A 15,786-nucleotide genomic window follows, 5' to 3' on the forward strand; every position below is an offset into this window, starting at 1 on the left:
AACAACAACACCAATCAAGGTTAATCAAGATGATGGCAAAACAAAAAACCAATAAAAAATCATGGCTGCAACACGGGTTGAAAACCTCTGCGGCGCTGGTCGCCAGCGCCATGCTGCTGCTGACGCTCCCGGCCCATGCCGATGATCAAGACGTGCCGTCGCTGAAAGGCAAGCGCATCGGCATTACCGTGGCGGGCACCGACCACTACTGGGATTTAAAGGCTTATCAAGGGCAGGTGGATGAAGTCAAACGCCTCGGCGGTATTCCGATTGCGCTGGACGGCGGCCGCAAAGAAGCCCAGCAAATCTCACAAATTCAGACGCTGATCGCCCAAAAGCCGGACGCCATTATCGAAACGCTGGGCACGGCTTCCGTGCTTGAGCCGTGGCTGAAGAAGATCCGAGCCGCCGGGATCCCGCTGTTTACCGTGGACACCGCCAGTCCGTCGAGCATCAACGTCACCACCTCGGATAACTTCTACATCGGCGAACAGCTGGCGCTGAAGCTGGTGAACGACCTGCGCGGCGAAGGCAACATTTTGGTGTTCAACGGCTTCTACGGCGTGCCGGTGGTGGCGATGCGCTATGACCAGCTGAAAGCCGTGCTGAAATGGTATCCGAAAATCAAAATCATCGAGCCTGAGCTGCGCGACGTGATCCCGAACACCGTGCAGGATGCCTATGCGCAAATCAGCCAGCTGCTGAACAAATACCCGAAAGGCTCGGTGCAGGCGATTTGGGCCGCGTGGGACGTGCCGCAGATTGGCGCGACGCAGGCGGTAGACGCCGCAGGGCGCTCTGAAATCAAAACTTACGCCGTGGACGGCAGCCCGGACGTGGTTTCGCTGGTGAAAGATCCGAAATCCAGTGCCGCCGCCGTGGTGGCGCAGCAGCCTTACCTGATTGGTAAAACGGCGGTGCAGAACGCCGCGCGCTATCTGGCGGGTGACACCTCATTGCCGCCAGCCACCTACGTGCCTGCGCTGGTGGTGACCAAAGAAAACGCCGCCGAGGCGCAGAAAACCTTGGGCCAGACCGATGCAAAATGAGTCGCCACTGCTGGCGCTGACTAACATCAGCAAGGCGTTTGACGGCGTACCGGCACTGCGTGACGTCTCCCTCGAGCTGCGCTCGGGGGAGATCCACGGCCTGATTGGTCACAACGGTGCGGGCAAGTCGACGCTGATTAAAATTTTGGGTGGCCTACACCGCGCCGACCACGGGCAGATCTCGCTCGCCGGGCAGGCGGTGGGGATAGATTCCCCCCGCGTGGCGCAGGCGCACGGCATTGAAATCGTCCATCAGGAGCGGCTGCTCGCGCCAACCTTAACCGTCGCCGAAGCCCTGCTGCTGGGGGAAGAGACGGCGTTGCGCGGCTTGCCGCTGGTCAACCGTCGTCGCCTGCGGCGCATCGCCCGCGACGCCATCGAGCAGCACTTCGGCCTGCACATTAACCCCGACAGCCTGATTAGCGACCTCAGCGTGGCGGAGCAGCAGGTGGTGCAGATCACTCGTGCGCTGCGCCACTCGCCGCGCATTCTGGTGTTTGACGAGCCAACCGCCGCGCTGGCCCGCCATGAGGTGGCGTCGCTATTTCGCGCCATTAAAACCCTGCGCCAGCGCGGGTTGGCCATTCTCTACGTCTCCCATTATCTCGACGAAATCAGCGAGCTGTGCCAGCGCGTAACCGTGCTGCGCGACGGGCAGGACGTGGCGCGTCACGATGTCAGCCAAGTGACCACCCAGCGGCTGATCACCGACATGCTGGGCGACGAGCAAAAATCGCTGGTCGAGCGGCAGGCGCATCGCCGCGACGAGGTGCTGCTCAAGGTGACGAATTTGGCGGCGGCGGGGCGTTTTTCGGCGGTGAGCTTTGCGGCGCATCGCGGGGAGATCCTCGGCGTCACCGGCCTGCTAGGCTCCGGCGGCAAGGCGCTGGTGCGCTCGCTGTTTGGGCTGGAGAGCGGAATTAGCGGCAGGCTTGAGCTGGCGGGAGAGGACTTTTTGCCCCGTTCGCCACGTGACGCAGTTAAACGCGGCATTGCCTTTGTACCGGAGGATCGCCGCGCCAACGGCATCGCCCCGGAACTCAGCGTGCGGGAGAACATCGCCCTGACCAGCCTGAGTTCGCTGGTCAAAGGGCTGTTTGTCGACCGCGCCCGCGAGCAAAAACTGGTGGCGACCAATATTGCCGATTTAGGCATTCGCACGCCGGGGTCAGAAGCGCCGCTGCGTTCTCTGTCGGGCGGCAATCAGCAAAAGGTGGTGCTGGCCAAGTGGCTGAATACCGACGCGCAGGTCTACTTGCTGGATGAGCCGACGGTGGGGGTGGATATCGGCGCAAAAGCCGAAATCTATCAGGCGCTGCAACGGCTGGCGGCCAAAGGGGCGCTGGTGGTGATTTTCTCCACCGACCTGCTGGAGCTGCAATCGCTGTGCGACCGGGTGCTGGTGATGGCGCGCGGCAGGCTGGTGAAATCCTTGCAAGGGGCCGACACCGACCACCATGAAATTCTCGCCTGGGCCTCTGGCGCGGTGCAGGAAGACGCAGTTTTAGCCTCTGAAGGAGAGGTGATATGAGTGAATTAACGTCGCGCGAGACAGTGGCCGATGCCACGCCGCCTGCGCCGAAATTCGAGCGCAGCGCCCACTGGCTACAGGGCGGCGCGCTGCTGATTATCATCGCCGTGCTGGCGGTGTTTGTGTTTTTGTCGCCGATCTTCCTCACGGCGGGCAATTTGGGCAACGTGCTGCAACAGACGGTGGTCACCGGCACGCTGGCCTTCGGGCTGACGCTGGTACTGAGCGGTGGCGGTAGCCACTCGCTGACCGGCGGCATTGACCTGTCGGTGGCGGCGAACATGGGGCTGAGCGGCGCGGTGTTCGCTACCCAGCTGAGTCATGGCGCGCCCATCGGTTCCGCCATTCTGCTGGCCCTGCTTAGCGGCGGCGCGCTGGGGCTGCTTAACGCGCTGGCGGTGGTCTGGCTGCGCATCCTGCCGCTGCTGGCCACGCTGACCACCATGAATATCGCCATCGGGCTGGAAATGGTGCTCACCGAGAACGCCACGGTGCCGGTCAGCGGCCCGCTGTTTGACACTTTGATTGGCGCGGGCCCGCTAACGCTGCCGTGGCTGGCGTGGATTTTCGCCGGAGTGGCGCTGGTATTTATCGTGCTGGCGCACTTCACCTCATTTGGCCTGCGGCTACAGGCGGTGGGCAGCCACCCGATTGCCGCGCGGGCGCAGGGGCTGTCGGTGTCGCGCTACGTGGCGGCGAGTTACGTGCTTTGCGGGCTGGCGGCGGGGATTGCTTCTCTGGCTTCCGTAACTTTACTCAGCGGCAGTTCGCCGGGGGCCAATGACAGTTTATTGATGGTGATCGCCTCGGCGCTGCTCGGCGTGGTGTTCTCGCGGCGCTTGGTGCCAACCGTCGGCGGGACGCTGGTGAGCGCGCTGTTTCTTAGCCTGATTGCCAACGGTTTTCAGTTAATCAACATTTCAAGCTACTGGATAAACGGGGTCGAGGGTTTGCTGATCCTGCTGGTAGTGTCGCTGACCGCCGTGCTGCGCCAGCGCCAGCAAAGGAGAAAAGTCCGTGTCTGAGCTATCTGCAAACGTCGCCCATTCCGGCAACACCAAAGGGCGCGGCAACCTGCTGCGCACCTTATTGATTCTGACGTTTACCGCGCTGCTGCTGTTTTTCAGCCTGTTCGCGCCGGGCTTTTTCACTCTGAGCAATATCGAAAGCGTGCTGCTCAATAATGTCGCGCCGCTGGCGATTGCCGCGCTGGCGATGACGCTGGTCACCTCGATGGGCGCGGTGGATTTGTCGATTGGTACTTCTATCGACTTCGCCTGTCTGGTGCTGGTGACGCTGGTGCTGCATCAGGTGGCGCTGCCAATTGCGCTGTTCGCCGCGCTGCTGGCGGCCCTCGGCGTCGGGCTGTTTAACGCCTTTTTGGTGGCTATTCTCGGCGTCGAGCCTTTCCTCGCCACCCTCGGCACGCTGTTTATCGGTCAGAGCGTACAGCAGTTATCTTCCAACGGCGGCCAGCCTATCTATTTGTTGAGTCAGGTGTTGCCGGAGGGCTTCTCGGCTATCAGCCACGGCGCGCTGCTCGGCGTTCCACTGCCGCTGTGGTACGTGCTGGTGCTGGCGCTGGGGCTGCATTTATTGCTGCATCGCACCCGACACGGTCGGGCGTTGACCTTTATCGGCACGCAGGCCAGCGTCGCGCGCTACTCGGGGATTGGCGTCGGCCGCCTGACCGCCGTGGCCTTTGTGCTTGGCGCGGTGATTGCCGGGGTGGTCGGGCTGATGCTGGCTTCTAACGTTAAAGCTTGGGTGCCGCTGTCGGGGAATGCCTATCTGCTGAATGCCATCGGCGCGGCGTTTATCGGCACCACTTTCTCCAGCTCGCGCCGCGCCAACGTGCCGGGCACGCTGCTCGGGGTGATCCTGCTGAGCTTTGTCGCCAACGGGCTGCTGCTGATCGGCTGGAATTTCTACTGGCAGCAGGTGGCTTCCGGCGTGCTGATTTTCGTGGTGCTGGCGGCGGGCGCGCTCAGTGCTCGCCAGAAACATTGAGGAACAAGCCATGAGCAATCAAAGCGGCCAGCGGCCCTTTATTTTGTTTGGTTTTATGATGAATGTGGTGGGACATATTTCCGCCGGGCTGTGGCGGCACCCTGAGGATCAGGCGCATCGTTATACCGATATTCATTACTGGGTGGAAATCGCCAAACTGCTGGACGACGCGGGCTTTGACGCGTTGTTTATCGCCGACGCCCTCGGGCAGCTCGACGTCTACCAGCAGCAGCCGAACGCTGCTCTGCGCCATGCCGCGCAGATGCCAGTTAATGACCCGATGCTGCTGGTGTCAGCCATGGGGGCGGCTACTCGCCACTTGGGTTTCGGCATCACGGTCTCCACCACCTATGAGCAGCCTTACCTGCTGGCGCGCAAATTCACCACCCTCGACCATCTGACCAATGGCCGGGTGGCGTGGAATGTGGTGACGTCTATGCTGGATTCCGCCGCGCGCAATTTGGGGCTGACCCAGCAGCTTCCTCATGACGAAAGATATGACCGCGCTCAGGAGTTTCTCGACGTGGCGCGCAAGCTGTGGGAGTCGTCGTGGGAGGAGGGCGCGGTGCTGCGCGATAAAGCCGCCGGAGTCTATACCGACCCCGCCAAGGTGCACCCGATTCACCATCACGGGCGCTATTATCAGGTGCCGGACGCCCATCTGAGCGAGCCCAGCCCGCAGCGCACGCCGGTGCTGTTTCAGGCCGGGACCTCTTCGCGCGGCAGCCAATTTGCCGCCGCCAATGCCGAAGTGGTATTTATGGCCGGGCTGACGCCCGAGGCCATTCGCAAAGATATCGCCACCATTCGCACGCTGGCGACAGAGATGGGCCGCGACCCTAACTCGCTGCGGTTTATCGCCGCCGTAACCGTGGTGACGGGCGCGACGGATGAGCAGGCCGAGGCGCGGTATGAGGATTTTCAGCAGTACATCAGCGAAGAGGCGGCGTTGGCGCTGTTTTCCGCCTGGACCGGCGTTGACTGGTCGCAGTACGACCTCGACCGCCCACTGGAATATATTGAAACCGACGCCTGCCGCTCGGCGCTCGCTAGCTTGACGCGCATTGATGCCGGTCGCCAATGGACCCTACGCCAAGCCGCGCGCTACATCGGTATTGGCGGATTACATCCCACTTTGGTCGGCGGCTCAAGCTCCATTGCCGACCAGCTAGAGAGCTTCGCAAGCCAGTCCGGCGTCGACGGTTTCAACCTCGGTTACGCTATCAGTCCCGGCAGTTTCGAAGATTTCGTCCACTTCGTCATGCCAGAATTAACCGCCCGAGGCCGGGTGAAACCCCGACCCGCAGCGGCGGAGACATTGCGGAGGAGGTTGTTTGGGGGATTGGTTTAATCATTCCGCGTATCCTGCCCGCCAAAGATATTTTCCTGGCTGCTAGAGGAGCGGCCGTCGCTGTAGCGAATGTCTTGGCCGCCAAAGATATTGGCTTGACTGGTGGAGCTGCTGCCGTCGCTATTGCGGGTGTCTTGTCCGCCAAAAATATTCGACTGGCTGCTGGACGTGGTGCCATCGCTAAAGCGCGTATCTTGGCCACCGAAGATGTTGGCTTGGCTGCTAGAACTGCGCCCGTCGCTGTAACGGGTGTCTAATCCGCCAAAGATATTTTTCTGGCTGGTGGAGGTGGTGCCGTTGTCATAGGTGCAGTCGTAGCCGTCGAAAATGTTCTTCTGGCAGCTGTCGGCGAAGGCGGCATTGGCCACGCCCATGGTAAATAGGGTGGTTAGAAATATTGATTTGAAACGCATAGCTTCCCTCTGCTCAATGAGCCTCAACACACTGATTCAGATGCTATCTCTTTCTTTAAAATCTACGATGTCATGGAATCATCAAAGTATGTAAATCTCGGTATTGAAACACCAAGATGTTTAGAACTATGGAATTTCCGTCGAAAATAATCTGAGAGATTCGTCTTATTCCGAGTGCGCTGGTGAAGGATCTGGCGGAAGGCTTACAGCTGTATGACGTGCGCAGCCTGTCCGCTGACCCGAGCCTGAAGTATACCGATGGTTATCATCAGCCGACCTCTTTCGATGCCATGAGCAGCAGCCAGCTGGCGGGGAAAATGTCGGTAGTGCGCGAGTACAACCAAAAAGTCAGCAGCAATCCGGGGCTGTATGGCCGTTTTAAAGATGTCTAAACGCCGTTGATCGCAGCAAATGTGCCGCCACGCCCGTGGCGGCATTGTGCAAACTGCTTAGGCGCGCGGTTGGCGCGGGTAGTGGATCAGGATATGGCTATTGTCATCTTTGTTATTGAGTGAACAACCCACGGGGCCTTGGCTGCTGGCGAATGCCACGACAGGGCCGGGGCGCATATCTTTTGGGCCGTTTTCGACGCTATTCATGAAGTGCCCGGTGCCCCCCCAAATCAAGGTTTTTGACGCACCAATCGCGCGCTCCTCTCTCTCTGCTGCGGCGTTCCACGCAATATTCAAGGCTAAGCGCTTGTTCATATAGCTGATGGCTTCCATTGGGTTTTTCGGCGCGCCGCCCGCCATATGACGATCAATCCCAGCCACGGCAATCCCGGCGTTGTGCACTTCAGCGAGTGCGCTGGCGATGCTGTCGACCCAAGCCCCGCCCTGTGTTGGTGCCCAGGCATTGTAGATGAAGTTTTTGATGGCGTTTTTACCGCCAGCCAGTGCTTCGCGGAACGCCGCGTTGTCGCTATATTTAACGAATTCTATGGCCAGTAAATCGACCCCGGCCTGTTTCAGCTCTTTAGCCGATCTACCCACTAACTCAGGAATAAAACACTGGCCGTGGACATCACCCAAGTAGGTGACTTTGTTGTCTTTACACAGCGTCGCCAGCATTTTGACTGGGTCATTCACCGGTGGCCTGATTTTGATGAAGGGATGAATGCCACCGCGAACGATCTGCGGCGTGTACTGAATTCGGTTCGATTGACCGATGGAGGAAAACATAGTTCTTGCACCTGTAGGGGAGTGTCTTTGTTAGTGGCGGGTGAGGGATTTAGTTCCTTTTTTCGGCGCGAAGAAAGTGTAACCTGGGGCGAAATTGTTTCATTTTCTGAGTAAACCTGCCGATTTTCATTTATCGCATTCCTGACCCACGGCTTATGGCCGCAGTGTCATTATCTGCAACAAGGCTGTGGGAGTTTTTTGCCAGCCAAATGTTCAAATAATAATGTTTTATCAGCAGCTTACTTTGAACACTTTTGTCACAAATAGGCAGTAAGCTGGGGAGTGGCGCTGAAGCAGTCGATTGATATACTGCGGCGCAGGCATCCGCGATGCCTACCCTACCCATAATCAAAATTTCTAAGACCTATCACCTGAATCTGGAGAGTACCGTGTCAGACATCCTTGCCAAAATCATCGCCGTGAAGCGTGAAGAAGTCGCCGCAGCGAAAAAAGCGGTTTCCGTGGCGCAGCTTACGGAGCAGGCTGCCCAGCAAAATCACCGTGACTTTGTGGCGGCTCTGCGCAGTAAGCGCGACGCGGGCGTGGCGGGGGTGATTGCCGAGGTGAAAAAGGCCAGTCCCTCGAAAGGCTTGATTCGTCCGAATTTCATTCCAAAAGAGATCGCGACTTCTTACGAGAAGGGCGGCGCAGCCTGCCTGTCCGTGCTGACCGATGAGCAGTTCTTCCAAGGCAGCGCGGCTTATCTGGCCGAAGCCCGTGCCGCCTGTGGCCTGCCGGTGCTGCGCAAAGACTTTATGGTTGACCTTTATCAGGTGCTGGAAGCCCGTGCAATGGGCGCTGACTGTATCCTGCTGATTGTCTCCGCGCTGGAAGATGCTCAGATGCAGGAGCTGGAAGCGCAGGCCCACGAGCTGGGGATGTCGGTGCTGGTGGAAGTTCACGACGCCGAAGAGCTGGAGCGTTCGCTGAAGCTGACCACGCCGCTGATTGGCGTGAACAACCGCAATCTGCGCACTTTCGAAACCACCATTGAAACCACCATTAACCTGCTGACTCAGTTGCCGTCAGACCGCATGGTGGTCACCGAGTCAGGCATTGCGACCCGCGAACACGTGATCCGCCTGCGCGAAGCCAAGGTCAACAGCTTCCTGGTGGGCGAAGCCTTTATGCGTGCCGAAGATCCGGGCGCAGAACTGGCGAGAATGTTCTTCTGATGAAATAAATCATTGGGGAAATTGATTTTACAAGTCTATGGCTCCGCACTGCGCGGAGCCATTTTTTTATGCGGTTTTTAGGCCGCAGTAAATAATCGGTTTGGGTCTTAGCGTATGTCAGCCGGTGAACAGCCAAAACGCTGTTTAAAGCGCAGGGAAAAGCGTGAACTGGCGCGATAGCCACAGGCATCGGCGATTTGCGACAGGCTCCAGCGGGTGGTTTGCAGCAGGGTCATGGCGTGGTGCATGCGGATGTCCTGCAACAGGGTGCGGAAGCTGGTTTGCTCCTCCACCAAGCGCCGACGCAGCGTGGCTTCGCTCATCGCCAGCTGCTGACTGGCACTGGCCGCCGTCCAGGCAAATTCGGGAGCGGCGGACATCAGCGCGGTCAGTTTACTGCTCAGCGGTTCTGAGGATCGCGGCATAAACAGCACGCCGCGCTCGGCCAGCGCAATCAGAATCCCGGTCAGGCGATGCTGCTGCACGGTGGGGCTGGGCAGAGGCTGTTCGCCATGGCCGATGCCGCGCAGGCAGTGCTCTAAGGTGTCGCGCAGTTCATCATCCATTGGCACAGTTTTGAAGCCCGCCAGTGGCGCAAGGCTTGCGACCAGCTCCGAGTGATCGCGGTAAAACGCGGCGATCACGGTGGGAGAAAATCCCAGATAGAGGGAAGAGAAAAAGCCTTTTTCGGCATCGGGGCGCTTACTGACGTGGGTCAGCGTGTGCTGGGCAACCACTACAAGATGCTCAGCGTTATCCAGCTGGAGAAAAGCGTTTTGCTGATGGCGCAGGGTCAATTGCCCTGAACGCACCAGCAGGATCGACGGCTCGAAAAAGCGAAAATCGGCGATTTGGTGTGGGTGCTGCAAGTAGGGCTGAGCCATGGAAAATAGCCGGCTGTGGTCAGCCGGCCACTGAACGGGCAGGGGAGCGCTGCTATTTTCTTGATTTGAAGGCTGCATTCTCTCTCCTGCCTGAAGGCTTAGCGCACGTTCGGGTTCAGGCTGTAAGTGCCGGTCAGGCTGGCGGAGGCCAGAACGTGGCCTTCCAGCGCGGTCAGTGCGTCCGGGCCGTAGAACTTGGTTGGCAGTTCCAAATGTGGAATGTCCAGTGCGTAAAGGGTGAAAACGTAATCATGAACGATTTCATCATTCCACGGCGGGCAAGGGCCATCGTAGCCGTGGTAGTCGCCACCCATGTTTTCGTCATCGCCAAACCACGCGGTGTAGCCATTGATGCCGTGGCGCATTGCCGACTCAGCAGGCAGGGCCGGTTTGCCTTTTGGCGTGACGGCGTCGCTGTGACTGCCTGCGGCAATTTCACGTACGTCAGCAGGAATATTGACTAACACCCAGTGGAACAGGTCGGCGCGCGGCAGGGAGGCGGGCACCACTTTGCCTTCCTGATTCACATTGTCGAGGCTGGTCGGCACGTGCGGATCAACGCACACCAGCGCGAATGACTGGGTGTTGGCCGGTACGTCGCTCCAGGCCAGATGCGGGTTCTTATTGCTGGAAAGCGTCAGATGAGTAGCGGCATCCGGTACGGCAAAAGCAAATTGGCCGGGAATAGCGGCACCATTCTCAAAACTTTGGCTGGTCAATTTCATGGGTAAATCCTTTATAAGCCGGGGGCGAGACTTCCCCGACAGAGCGTGACTGTGAGCCATGAGTATAAAGAGAATGCCGCCGACGTGAGTCACTTAACCCGTCAGATTACTCACCGTTTCACTCAATATGACGGGAAAGGTGATTTTTCCCGGCTTATTCCAGAGATCTACGCCAAAGATAGAACGCCAGCGCCGCCGGTGGCAGGAAGATCAGCAGCATAATGGGTAACTCTTCGCCCACGCCGTAGCCCGCTTGCAGCACGCCGCCCAGCATGTTCGCCAGCGCCACGCCCAGCCACACCACAATAAATGTCCACAGCCCCCAGCCATTCAGGGCGGGAGTGCGGCGCGAAAATAATTTAACCACCAGATAAAACAGTGCCAGCAGCAGGTAGCCACTCAGCAAAAACAGCAGGGTGCGCATCGATAGTTTGACTCATTGTGAATTTGAATAATTCCGTTTGTAACTATATTGCCACTGAATGAAAAATACGGGAATGGGGCGCAACATCTTTCTTCGCTATCAGCGTGATAGAAGGGACGAATTCAAGTTAATCTGATTGCTGCCGTTATCTACTCTTTAGAGAGTGCTCACTTTATTTGGAATGATTATGAAATCTCACAGCCTTTTGGTGATTGCCGCCTGCCTGCTGGCGGGCTGTTCCAGCATTGATAAGCCAGTGGGCGCGTCGGTTTACCGGCCACTGAACGCCAGCGGCATCACCGGCGAAGCCAGTTACACCACGTCAATCCTGCCGCCGCTAGAGCGTAGCCGCCGACAGGACACCTTTAAGAAAATCCACGACTTCTGCGGCGGTAAGTACGACATCACCGGCGAAAGCAATGACGGCCACGACGTGCATCTGGCGTTCTTGTGTACCAATAAGGTCAGTTATCAGTAGGCCTCGGCAGCCTCTTTTTATGCAGTGCGTGATCGTCCTCATACGATTAATCTTAGGTCCATGCTTTTGTTTAAAAGTTTGTAATACTAAGAGCATCTTGAGGTTGAATATGCATTGCAGTGAAAAGGAAAAACCATGTCCGAACAAAACGTTAGCCACAGAGGCCACTGCCGCTGTGGCAAGGTGGAGCTGACCATCACCCACCCGCCAATCATGACCGCCGCCTGCCACTGCAACGGCTGCCAGCGTATGACCTCTAGCGCGTTTTCCATGGGAGCTTTAGTCCCCGCCGACGCCTTTGCCGTCACGCGCGGTGAGCCTGAGATTGGCGGCCTACACGGAGAGTCCAATCACTATCACTGCGGCCATTGCAAAAGTTGGCTGTTCAGCCGACCAACCGGCTTTGAAACCATTGTGATTGTCAAAACGGTGATGTTCGACGACCTGCGAGATTTGCCACCCTTTATGGAAACCTGGACCAGCGAGAAGCTGCCTTGGGCCAGCACGCCTGCCGCCCACAGCTACCAGCAATTCCCGCCGCCAGCCGACTTACCTAAGCTTATCCAGCAGTTTGCCAGCCGTTAATCGGCTGCGCTAAACGCGCCAAACAAAAAGGGCGCAGCCGGAATTGCCGACTGCGCCCTTGTTATTGCTGCTAAACACTTACATTACAGCACCGGATCATCCTGATAGCGCGAGGCGAACAGTTTCTTCAACTGAGCCAGCTTCGGCATATCGTTGATGGCGATATAAGGGTTGTCCGGGTTGAGCGTCATGTAGTTCTGGTGGTAATCCTCTGCCGGATAAAAGTGATTTTGGCTTTCGATTTTCGTCACCAGCGGCTTAGAAAACGCATGGCTGGCGTCTAACTGGGCGATGTACGCCTTGGCGACTTTCTCCTGCGATGCACTCAGTGGGAACAGCGCCGAGCGATACTGCGGTCCGCTGTCCGGCCCCTGACGGTTCAACTCGGTAGGGTTGTGCGCCACGGAGAAAAAAACCTGTAGCAGGTCGCCGTAGGAAACCTGCGTCGGGTCGAAGGTCACCTGCACCGACTCGGCATGCTCGGTTTTGCCACTGCTGACAGTTTCATAATCTGCCGTTAACGCCGTGCCGCCGGTGTAACCCGCCACCACGTTGGTCACGCCTTTCACATGCTGGAATACTCCTTCGACACCCCAGAAACAGCCACCGGCGAACAGCGCGGTTTCACTGTGCGAGGTGGTAGCAGGCGCTTCGTTTTGCACCGGCGGGGCAATGGCGACGGCTTCTTCCGCGCCGCCAAAGGACCAGGCAATGCTGCACCACATCAGCGCGGTGATGGCGATAAAGACGCCCCAGACACCGGATCGGCGCAGAGAAGAAAATTGTTTATGAGTCGTTTGCATTCGGGTTGCCTCGCAGGTTTTTAACCAAAGGTGAAGGCGTAAGCCGTCACGCCGCTGTCTAAGAATTCGATGGTGAAGCTGTGGTCGCCCTGATTATCCGACTGGCGGATCAGCTGATATAAACGCTGGTCAGTCACCACGCCGTCACCTTTAGGAGAGATATCCGTGCCGTGCATCGCGCCCGGCGCTTTGCCGTCGAGCAGCACTTTGAAATGCACCGGCTTGCCGTTTTTTCCCGGACCCAGCACCAAGTGCAGATCACGCGCATGGAACTGGTAGGAGATGCGCCCGGCCGGGCCATTCAGCTGAATGTTCTCGCCGCCGATGGTCCAGCGACCTGCCAGCCCCCACGAGTTCAAATCCAGATGCGTTGGCAGGGTGTAATCCGCCGGGGCGTCGCTCACCGCGCTCTCTGAGACAAAGTTCTCGGCGCGCATATAACCCAAATAGGTCTCTGGAGAGAGCGGGGCGCTGTTCTGGTCCGCCGCCTGTTCGACGCCTTGACCCTGCACCTGACTGAGGGTGGTGGTGACGTTTTTGGCTCCCGCTTCGCGCAATAGCTGTTGGATCACCTGCTCGGACTGGGCGTAATCCCCTTCACCGAAGTGGCTGTGGCGAATCTGCCCCTTGGCGTCGATAAAGTAGTGCGCAGGCCAATATTGGTTGTTGAAGGCGCGCCAGATGCTGTAGTTGTTGTCGATAGCAATCGGGTAGTCGATACCCAGCTTCTGCGCCTCTTTGGTGACATTATTGATGTCGCGCTCGAAGGCGAACTCCGGCGCGTGGACGCCAATCACCACCAGACCCTGATCGCGATATTTGTCTGCCCAAGCTTTAACGTAGGGCAGGGCGCGCAGGCAGTTGATGCAGGAATAGGTCCAAAAATCGACCAACACCACCTTGCCGCGCAGAGACTCCGCCGTCAGCGGCGGCGAGTTCAGCCACTGCACCGCGCCGTCGAGGGAAGGCATCGGGCCTTGGTTATCCAGCAGCGGTGCGCCGTTTTCAGTGCTGACCGAGGCGGTTTTCACCGGGCCATTGGCGCTGAATTTGTTGATTAAGCTCTGCTCGAAGCCCCCCGTAGAGGCGGTGGAAATACGCGCCAGCACGCCGGTATCCAGCCCGAGGGAGATTGCCACCACGCCGAGCAGCATTGCGGCACCCAAGCCCCGGCGGATCCACTCGCCTGCGCCCAAAGAGCGTTTCATGGCGCTAAACACTTTGCCGCCAATCAGCAGGGCCAGCGTCAATGACGTCACGGCCCCCGCCGCGTAGGCCAGCAGCAGCAAGGTTGAGCCAACGTTAGCCCCTTGCAGCGCCGCGCCGGTCAACACCAAGCCTAAAATCGGTCCCGCGCAGGGTGCCCACAGCAGGCCGGTGGCGATGCCGAGTAAAAATGATGTACCGACCTGCGGCTTCTTGCCGACGGTCAGAGCATTGGTCATGCGATTTCCTGCCGACACCAGCGGGTGCATCATGCGTTCGCCAATGCTTGGGAACAGCAGCGTGACGCCAAACACCGCCATCAGCACCAGCGCCAGCCAGCGGCCATATTGGTTAGCCTGCACCACCCAGCCGCCGCCCACTGCCGCCAGCGTCGCCACCAGCGTGAATGTCAGCGCCATCCCCGCCAATAAAGGCAGGCCGGTGCGGGCGAAAGATTGGTCTGAACGCGCAAACACGAAAGGCAGCACGGGTAAAATACAGGGGCTGGCGATGGTCAGCACGCCACCGAGGTAGGCAAGGATAAGGATCAGCATGGTGTTTCCTCACAGCAGGATTAGGGCACAAATTTTTATTGTTTTGGACGGTGACAACTTCGCACGCTGTTATCCTGCCAAACCAACAAGGGCCAATGAATGACGGCTGAATGACAAAAATGTCATAAACACCGCTCTGATTTTATTCTGCCTGCAATTGAGGTGCTAAAGGGGGGTGTCACGAAAAGTTTAAGGTTGTCACTGATGTATAAACGGTTGTTTTTGGAGTTGTTTGTGGCGCGAGGAGTGGGGCAGAGAGTGATCGAAGGAGAGGGAGGATTAAACAAAAAACGCATCCCAACATTGTCCAAAAATGGCTAATGTTGGGATGCGTTTACAATAACGCTGGGCTGCGCCCGCGATTAAAACACCGCGTCGTCAGGCGTAATGCCGACCACCAGTTCCAGCGCGTTGCGCAGGATGTCGAGCTGAACAACATCGTTGGTAGTTTCAAGCTGCATGATCAGATGCAGAATAATGTCTTTATTCGTCACTTTGCCGCGTTGGGCCAAGATGGCGCGGATGGCGCCGCCCAGCGCTTCAGTTTCGGAGGAGTACATATCTCCTGACTTGGCAAAATGTTGGTAAACATGGTGCTGTGTGACTTCATCGGAAATTGACCCCATGCCGCGCGTGGCGTTGGTGTCTTGGTGCTCAAGCATATCCAAATCGGTGGTGTTAGTGCTTTTTACGTTCATCGGATGGCCCTTCAGCATTAAAAAAGTGTCGCACGTTGTCCGTGCTGTAGATTTCGTAAGTGAACCGCCCCTGCTGGTCTTTCGCACCGTGGCGGATCTCGTTTATGACCTGTTCGCACATCCGTTTCCGTTGAGGGTCATTCTCGCGGCCAGCCATAAATTGCAGCTGGGTGAGAAGACGCTCAATGGAAATGGCGCTCTTAGACTTGAGCAGGGCGACGACGGCTTCGCCCAGAAGCAGGTCCGTCAGTTTTTCATCTTCACTTCTAAACATAGTAATGACCTCTAATGCCTTACCTGGACAAACGCATATCGGTGTCAGGCTCAGAGTTGCTCTCTAGCCCCTCTCCCTAAACGCACGTGCGTTAATGGGGAATGACGGTGCATCAAGAGGAAATACGGTCGTGCCAACATCTCAAAGTGGTTTGTTTCTAGGCGTCGCGCTCAAGTACCAGCTGCAGGCAGGCTAAATAGTGTTTTTCCTGCGCGCCAGACTTTGCGGTTTCAATTCGGTTTAACAGCTTATCGCACAGTGCTTTACGGTTAAGATTTCTGCCAGCCGTTAAAATCTCAACGACGATCTGTCCCATGGTTTCTTCTTCTGAAAACAGCACCTCGGTGGAGAAGTGTGCCGCATCCATTACAGACAGATTTTGCTTCGAATTTGATTGCTGCATATGTTCCCTCACCCTTCAAATATATGGCTAATAGTCACCTGC

The 15,786-nt window shown here is 57.7% G+C and carries 19 protein-coding genes; 9 read left to right on the plus strand and 10 right to left on the minus strand.

Features of this window, described 5'->3' with window-relative positions; all coding sequences use genetic code 11:
• The first annotated feature begins 29 nt into the window (after positions 1-29).
• From V2154_RS04235 to V2154_RS04255, 5 genes are read left to right on the plus strand one after another with little or no spacing between them, the layout of a single operon-like run.
• Entirely contained in the window at positions 30-1,049 is a 1,020-nt protein-coding gene (locus V2154_RS04235; RefSeq protein ID WP_353501187.1) for a sugar ABC transporter substrate-binding protein, read from the plus strand.
• Positions 1,039-2,580, plus strand: a complete 1,542-nt coding sequence (locus tag V2154_RS04240; RefSeq protein WP_353501188.1) for a sugar ABC transporter ATP-binding protein — start codon at positions 1,039-1,041, stop codon at positions 2,578-2,580. Before V2154_RS04235 ends, V2154_RS04240 begins: the two co-directional genes overlap by 11 nt.
• On the plus strand, positions 2,577-3,605 hold the full coding sequence (locus tag V2154_RS04245) for an ABC transporter permease (RefSeq protein ID WP_353501189.1): 1,029 nt from the start codon (positions 2,577-2,579) through the stop codon (positions 3,603-3,605). Before V2154_RS04240 ends, V2154_RS04245 begins: the two co-directional genes overlap by 4 nt.
• Positions 3,598-4,590 carry an ABC transporter permease gene (locus V2154_RS04250; protein WP_353501190.1) on the plus strand — a complete coding sequence of 331 codons (993 nt, stop codon included), beginning with the start codon at positions 3,598-3,600 and terminating at the stop codon, positions 4,588-4,590. Before V2154_RS04245 ends, V2154_RS04250 begins: the two co-directional genes overlap by 8 nt.
• 10 nt (positions 4,591-4,600) lie before the next feature.
• Positions 4,601-5,941, plus strand: a complete 1,341-nt coding sequence (locus tag V2154_RS04255) for an LLM class flavin-dependent oxidoreductase (protein ID WP_353501191.1) — start codon at positions 4,601-4,603, stop codon at positions 5,939-5,941.
• On the opposite strand, the gene V2154_RS04260 is transcribed toward V2154_RS04255, so the two are convergent.
• A complete protein-coding gene (locus V2154_RS04260; protein ID WP_353501192.1) occupies positions 5,938-6,354 on the minus strand; it encodes a hypothetical protein in 417 nt (138 codons plus the stop codon). The genes V2154_RS04255 and V2154_RS04260 overlap by 4 nt on opposite strands.
• A gap of 182 nt (positions 6,355-6,536) precedes the next feature.
• Here V2154_RS04260 and V2154_RS04265 point away from each other — a divergent pair, with 182 nt between their 5' ends.
• Entirely contained in the window at positions 6,537-6,746 is a 210-nt protein-coding gene (locus tag V2154_RS04265; protein WP_353501193.1) for a hypothetical protein, read from the plus strand.
• Positions 6,747-6,803: 57 nt separating this feature from the next.
• On the opposite strand, the gene V2154_RS04270 is transcribed toward V2154_RS04265, so the two are convergent.
• Positions 6,804-7,535, minus strand: coding sequence for a Type III secretion system effector HopBA1 (locus V2154_RS04270; RefSeq protein WP_353501194.1), 732 nt, complete (start codon positions 7,533-7,535; stop codon positions 6,804-6,806).
• A gap of 389 nt (positions 7,536-7,924) precedes the next feature.
• On the opposite strand from V2154_RS04270, the gene trpC reads away from it, so the two are divergent.
• Entirely contained in the window at positions 7,925-8,710 is a 786-nt protein-coding gene (gene trpC, locus V2154_RS04275; RefSeq protein ID WP_353501195.1) for an indole-3-glycerol phosphate synthase TrpC, read from the plus strand.
• Positions 8,711-8,817: 107 nt separating this feature from the next.
• Here trpC and V2154_RS04280 read toward each other — a convergent pair whose 3' ends face one another.
• The 3 genes from V2154_RS04280 to V2154_RS04290 form a co-directional block, all read right to left on the minus strand.
• Positions 8,818-9,672 carry a helix-turn-helix transcriptional regulator gene (locus V2154_RS04280; protein ID WP_353501196.1) on the minus strand — a complete coding sequence of 285 codons (855 nt, stop codon included), beginning with the start codon at positions 9,670-9,672 and terminating at the stop codon, positions 8,818-8,820.
• A gap of 20 nt (positions 9,673-9,692) precedes the next feature.
• Positions 9,693-10,319: a YbhB/YbcL family Raf kinase inhibitor-like protein gene (locus V2154_RS04285; RefSeq protein WP_353501197.1), complete on the minus strand. Its 627-nt coding sequence runs from the start codon at positions 10,317-10,319 to the stop codon at positions 9,693-9,695.
• Positions 10,320-10,473: 154 nt separating this feature from the next.
• Positions 10,474-10,743: a hypothetical protein gene (locus tag V2154_RS04290; RefSeq protein ID WP_154146284.1), complete on the minus strand. Its 270-nt coding sequence runs from the start codon at positions 10,741-10,743 to the stop codon at positions 10,474-10,476.
• A 187-nt stretch (positions 10,744-10,930) separates the two neighbouring features.
• Here V2154_RS04290 and V2154_RS04295 point away from each other — a divergent pair, with 187 nt between their 5' ends.
• Together V2154_RS04295 and V2154_RS04300 are read left to right on the plus strand one after the other, a co-directional pair.
• Positions 10,931-11,221: a hypothetical protein gene (locus V2154_RS04295; RefSeq protein ID WP_353501198.1), complete on the plus strand. Its 291-nt coding sequence runs from the start codon at positions 10,931-10,933 to the stop codon at positions 11,219-11,221.
• Between the two features lie 135 nt (positions 11,222-11,356).
• Positions 11,357-11,806: a GFA family protein gene (locus V2154_RS04300; RefSeq protein WP_353501199.1), complete on the plus strand. Its 450-nt coding sequence runs from the start codon at positions 11,357-11,359 to the stop codon at positions 11,804-11,806.
• Positions 11,807-11,889: 83 nt separating this feature from the next.
• On the opposite strand, the gene msrA is transcribed toward V2154_RS04300, so the two are convergent.
• The 5 genes from msrA to ycgZ form a co-directional block, all read right to left on the minus strand.
• Positions 11,890-12,609 carry a peptide-methionine (S)-S-oxide reductase MsrA gene (gene msrA / locus V2154_RS04305; RefSeq protein WP_353501200.1) on the minus strand — a complete coding sequence of 240 codons (720 nt, stop codon included), beginning with the start codon at positions 12,607-12,609 and terminating at the stop codon, positions 11,890-11,892.
• A 20-nt stretch (positions 12,610-12,629) separates the two neighbouring features.
• The gene (locus V2154_RS04310; RefSeq protein WP_353501201.1) at positions 12,630-14,369 is read right to left on the minus strand and encodes a cytochrome c biogenesis protein DipZ; all 1,740 of its coding nucleotides are present in this window, start codon (positions 14,367-14,369) and stop codon (positions 12,630-12,632) included.
• Positions 14,370-14,731: 362 nt separating this feature from the next.
• Positions 14,732-15,067 carry a biofilm/acid-resistance regulator YmgB/AriR gene (locus V2154_RS04315; protein ID WP_353501202.1) on the minus strand — a complete coding sequence of 112 codons (336 nt, stop codon included), beginning with the start codon at positions 15,065-15,067 and terminating at the stop codon, positions 14,732-14,734.
• A complete protein-coding gene (locus V2154_RS04320) occupies positions 15,048-15,341 on the minus strand; it encodes a hypothetical protein (protein ID WP_353501203.1) in 294 nt (97 codons plus the stop codon). The genes V2154_RS04315 and V2154_RS04320 overlap by 20 nt, the downstream gene beginning before the upstream one ends.
• Before the next feature lie 157 nt (positions 15,342-15,498).
• A complete protein-coding gene (ycgZ, locus tag V2154_RS04325) occupies positions 15,499-15,744 on the minus strand; it encodes a regulatory protein YcgZ (protein ID WP_353501204.1) in 246 nt (81 codons plus the stop codon).
• Between the last annotated feature and the right edge of the window lie 42 nt (positions 15,745-15,786).

The organism is Ewingella sp. CoE-038-23 (genome assembly GCF_040419245.1).
Taxonomy (GTDB): domain Bacteria; phylum Pseudomonadota; class Gammaproteobacteria; order Enterobacterales; family Enterobacteriaceae; genus Ewingella; species Ewingella allii.

Bases quoted from the DNA above. Each gene is read 5' to 3' on its own strand.
- V2154_RS04235 (WP_353501187.1), top strand. From the start codon at position 30: ATGATGGCAAAACAAAAAACCAATAAAAAATCATGGCTGCAACACGGG.
- V2154_RS04285 (WP_353501197.1), bottom strand. From the start codon at position 10,319: ATGAAATTGACCAGCCAAAGTTTTGAGAATGGTGCCGCTATTCCCGGC.
- V2154_RS04310 (WP_353501201.1), bottom strand. From the start codon at position 14,369: ATGCTGATCCTTATCCTTGCCTACCTCGGTGGCGTGCTGACCATCGCC.
- V2154_RS04315 (WP_353501202.1), bottom strand. From the start codon at position 15,067: ATGAACGTAAAAAGCACTAACACCACCGATTTGGATATGCTTGAGCAC.
- V2154_RS04245 (WP_353501189.1), top strand. From the start codon at position 2,577: ATGAGTGAATTAACGTCGCGCGAGACAGTGGCCGATGCCACGCCGCCT.
- V2154_RS04260 (WP_353501192.1), bottom strand. From the start codon at position 6,354: ATGCGTTTCAAATCAATATTTCTAACCACCCTATTTACCATGGGCGTG.
- V2154_RS04280 (WP_353501196.1), bottom strand. From the start codon at position 9,672: ATGCAGCCTTCAAATCAAGAAAATAGCAGCGCTCCCCTGCCCGTTCAG.
- V2154_RS04240 (WP_353501188.1), top strand. From the start codon at position 1,039: ATGCAAAATGAGTCGCCACTGCTGGCGCTGACTAACATCAGCAAGGCG.
- ycgZ (WP_353501204.1), bottom strand. From the start codon at position 15,744: ATGCAGCAATCAAATTCGAAGCAAAATCTGTCTGTAATGGATGCGGCA.
- V2154_RS04300 (WP_353501199.1), top strand. From the start codon at position 11,357: ATGTCCGAACAAAACGTTAGCCACAGAGGCCACTGCCGCTGTGGCAAG.
- V2154_RS04295 (WP_353501198.1), top strand. From the start codon at position 10,931: ATGAAATCTCACAGCCTTTTGGTGATTGCCGCCTGCCTGCTGGCGGGC.
- msrA (WP_353501200.1), bottom strand. From the start codon at position 12,609: ATGCAAACGACTCATAAACAATTTTCTTCTCTGCGCCGATCCGGTGTC.
- V2154_RS04290 (WP_154146284.1), bottom strand. From the start codon at position 10,743: ATGCGCACCCTGCTGTTTTTGCTGAGTGGCTACCTGCTGCTGGCACTG.
- V2154_RS04270 (WP_353501194.1), bottom strand. From the start codon at position 7,535: ATGTTTTCCTCCATCGGTCAATCGAACCGAATTCAGTACACGCCGCAG.
- V2154_RS04255 (WP_353501191.1), top strand. From the start codon at position 4,601: ATGAGCAATCAAAGCGGCCAGCGGCCCTTTATTTTGTTTGGTTTTATG.
- V2154_RS04320 (WP_353501203.1), bottom strand. From the start codon at position 15,341: ATGTTTAGAAGTGAAGATGAAAAACTGACGGACCTGCTTCTGGGCGAA.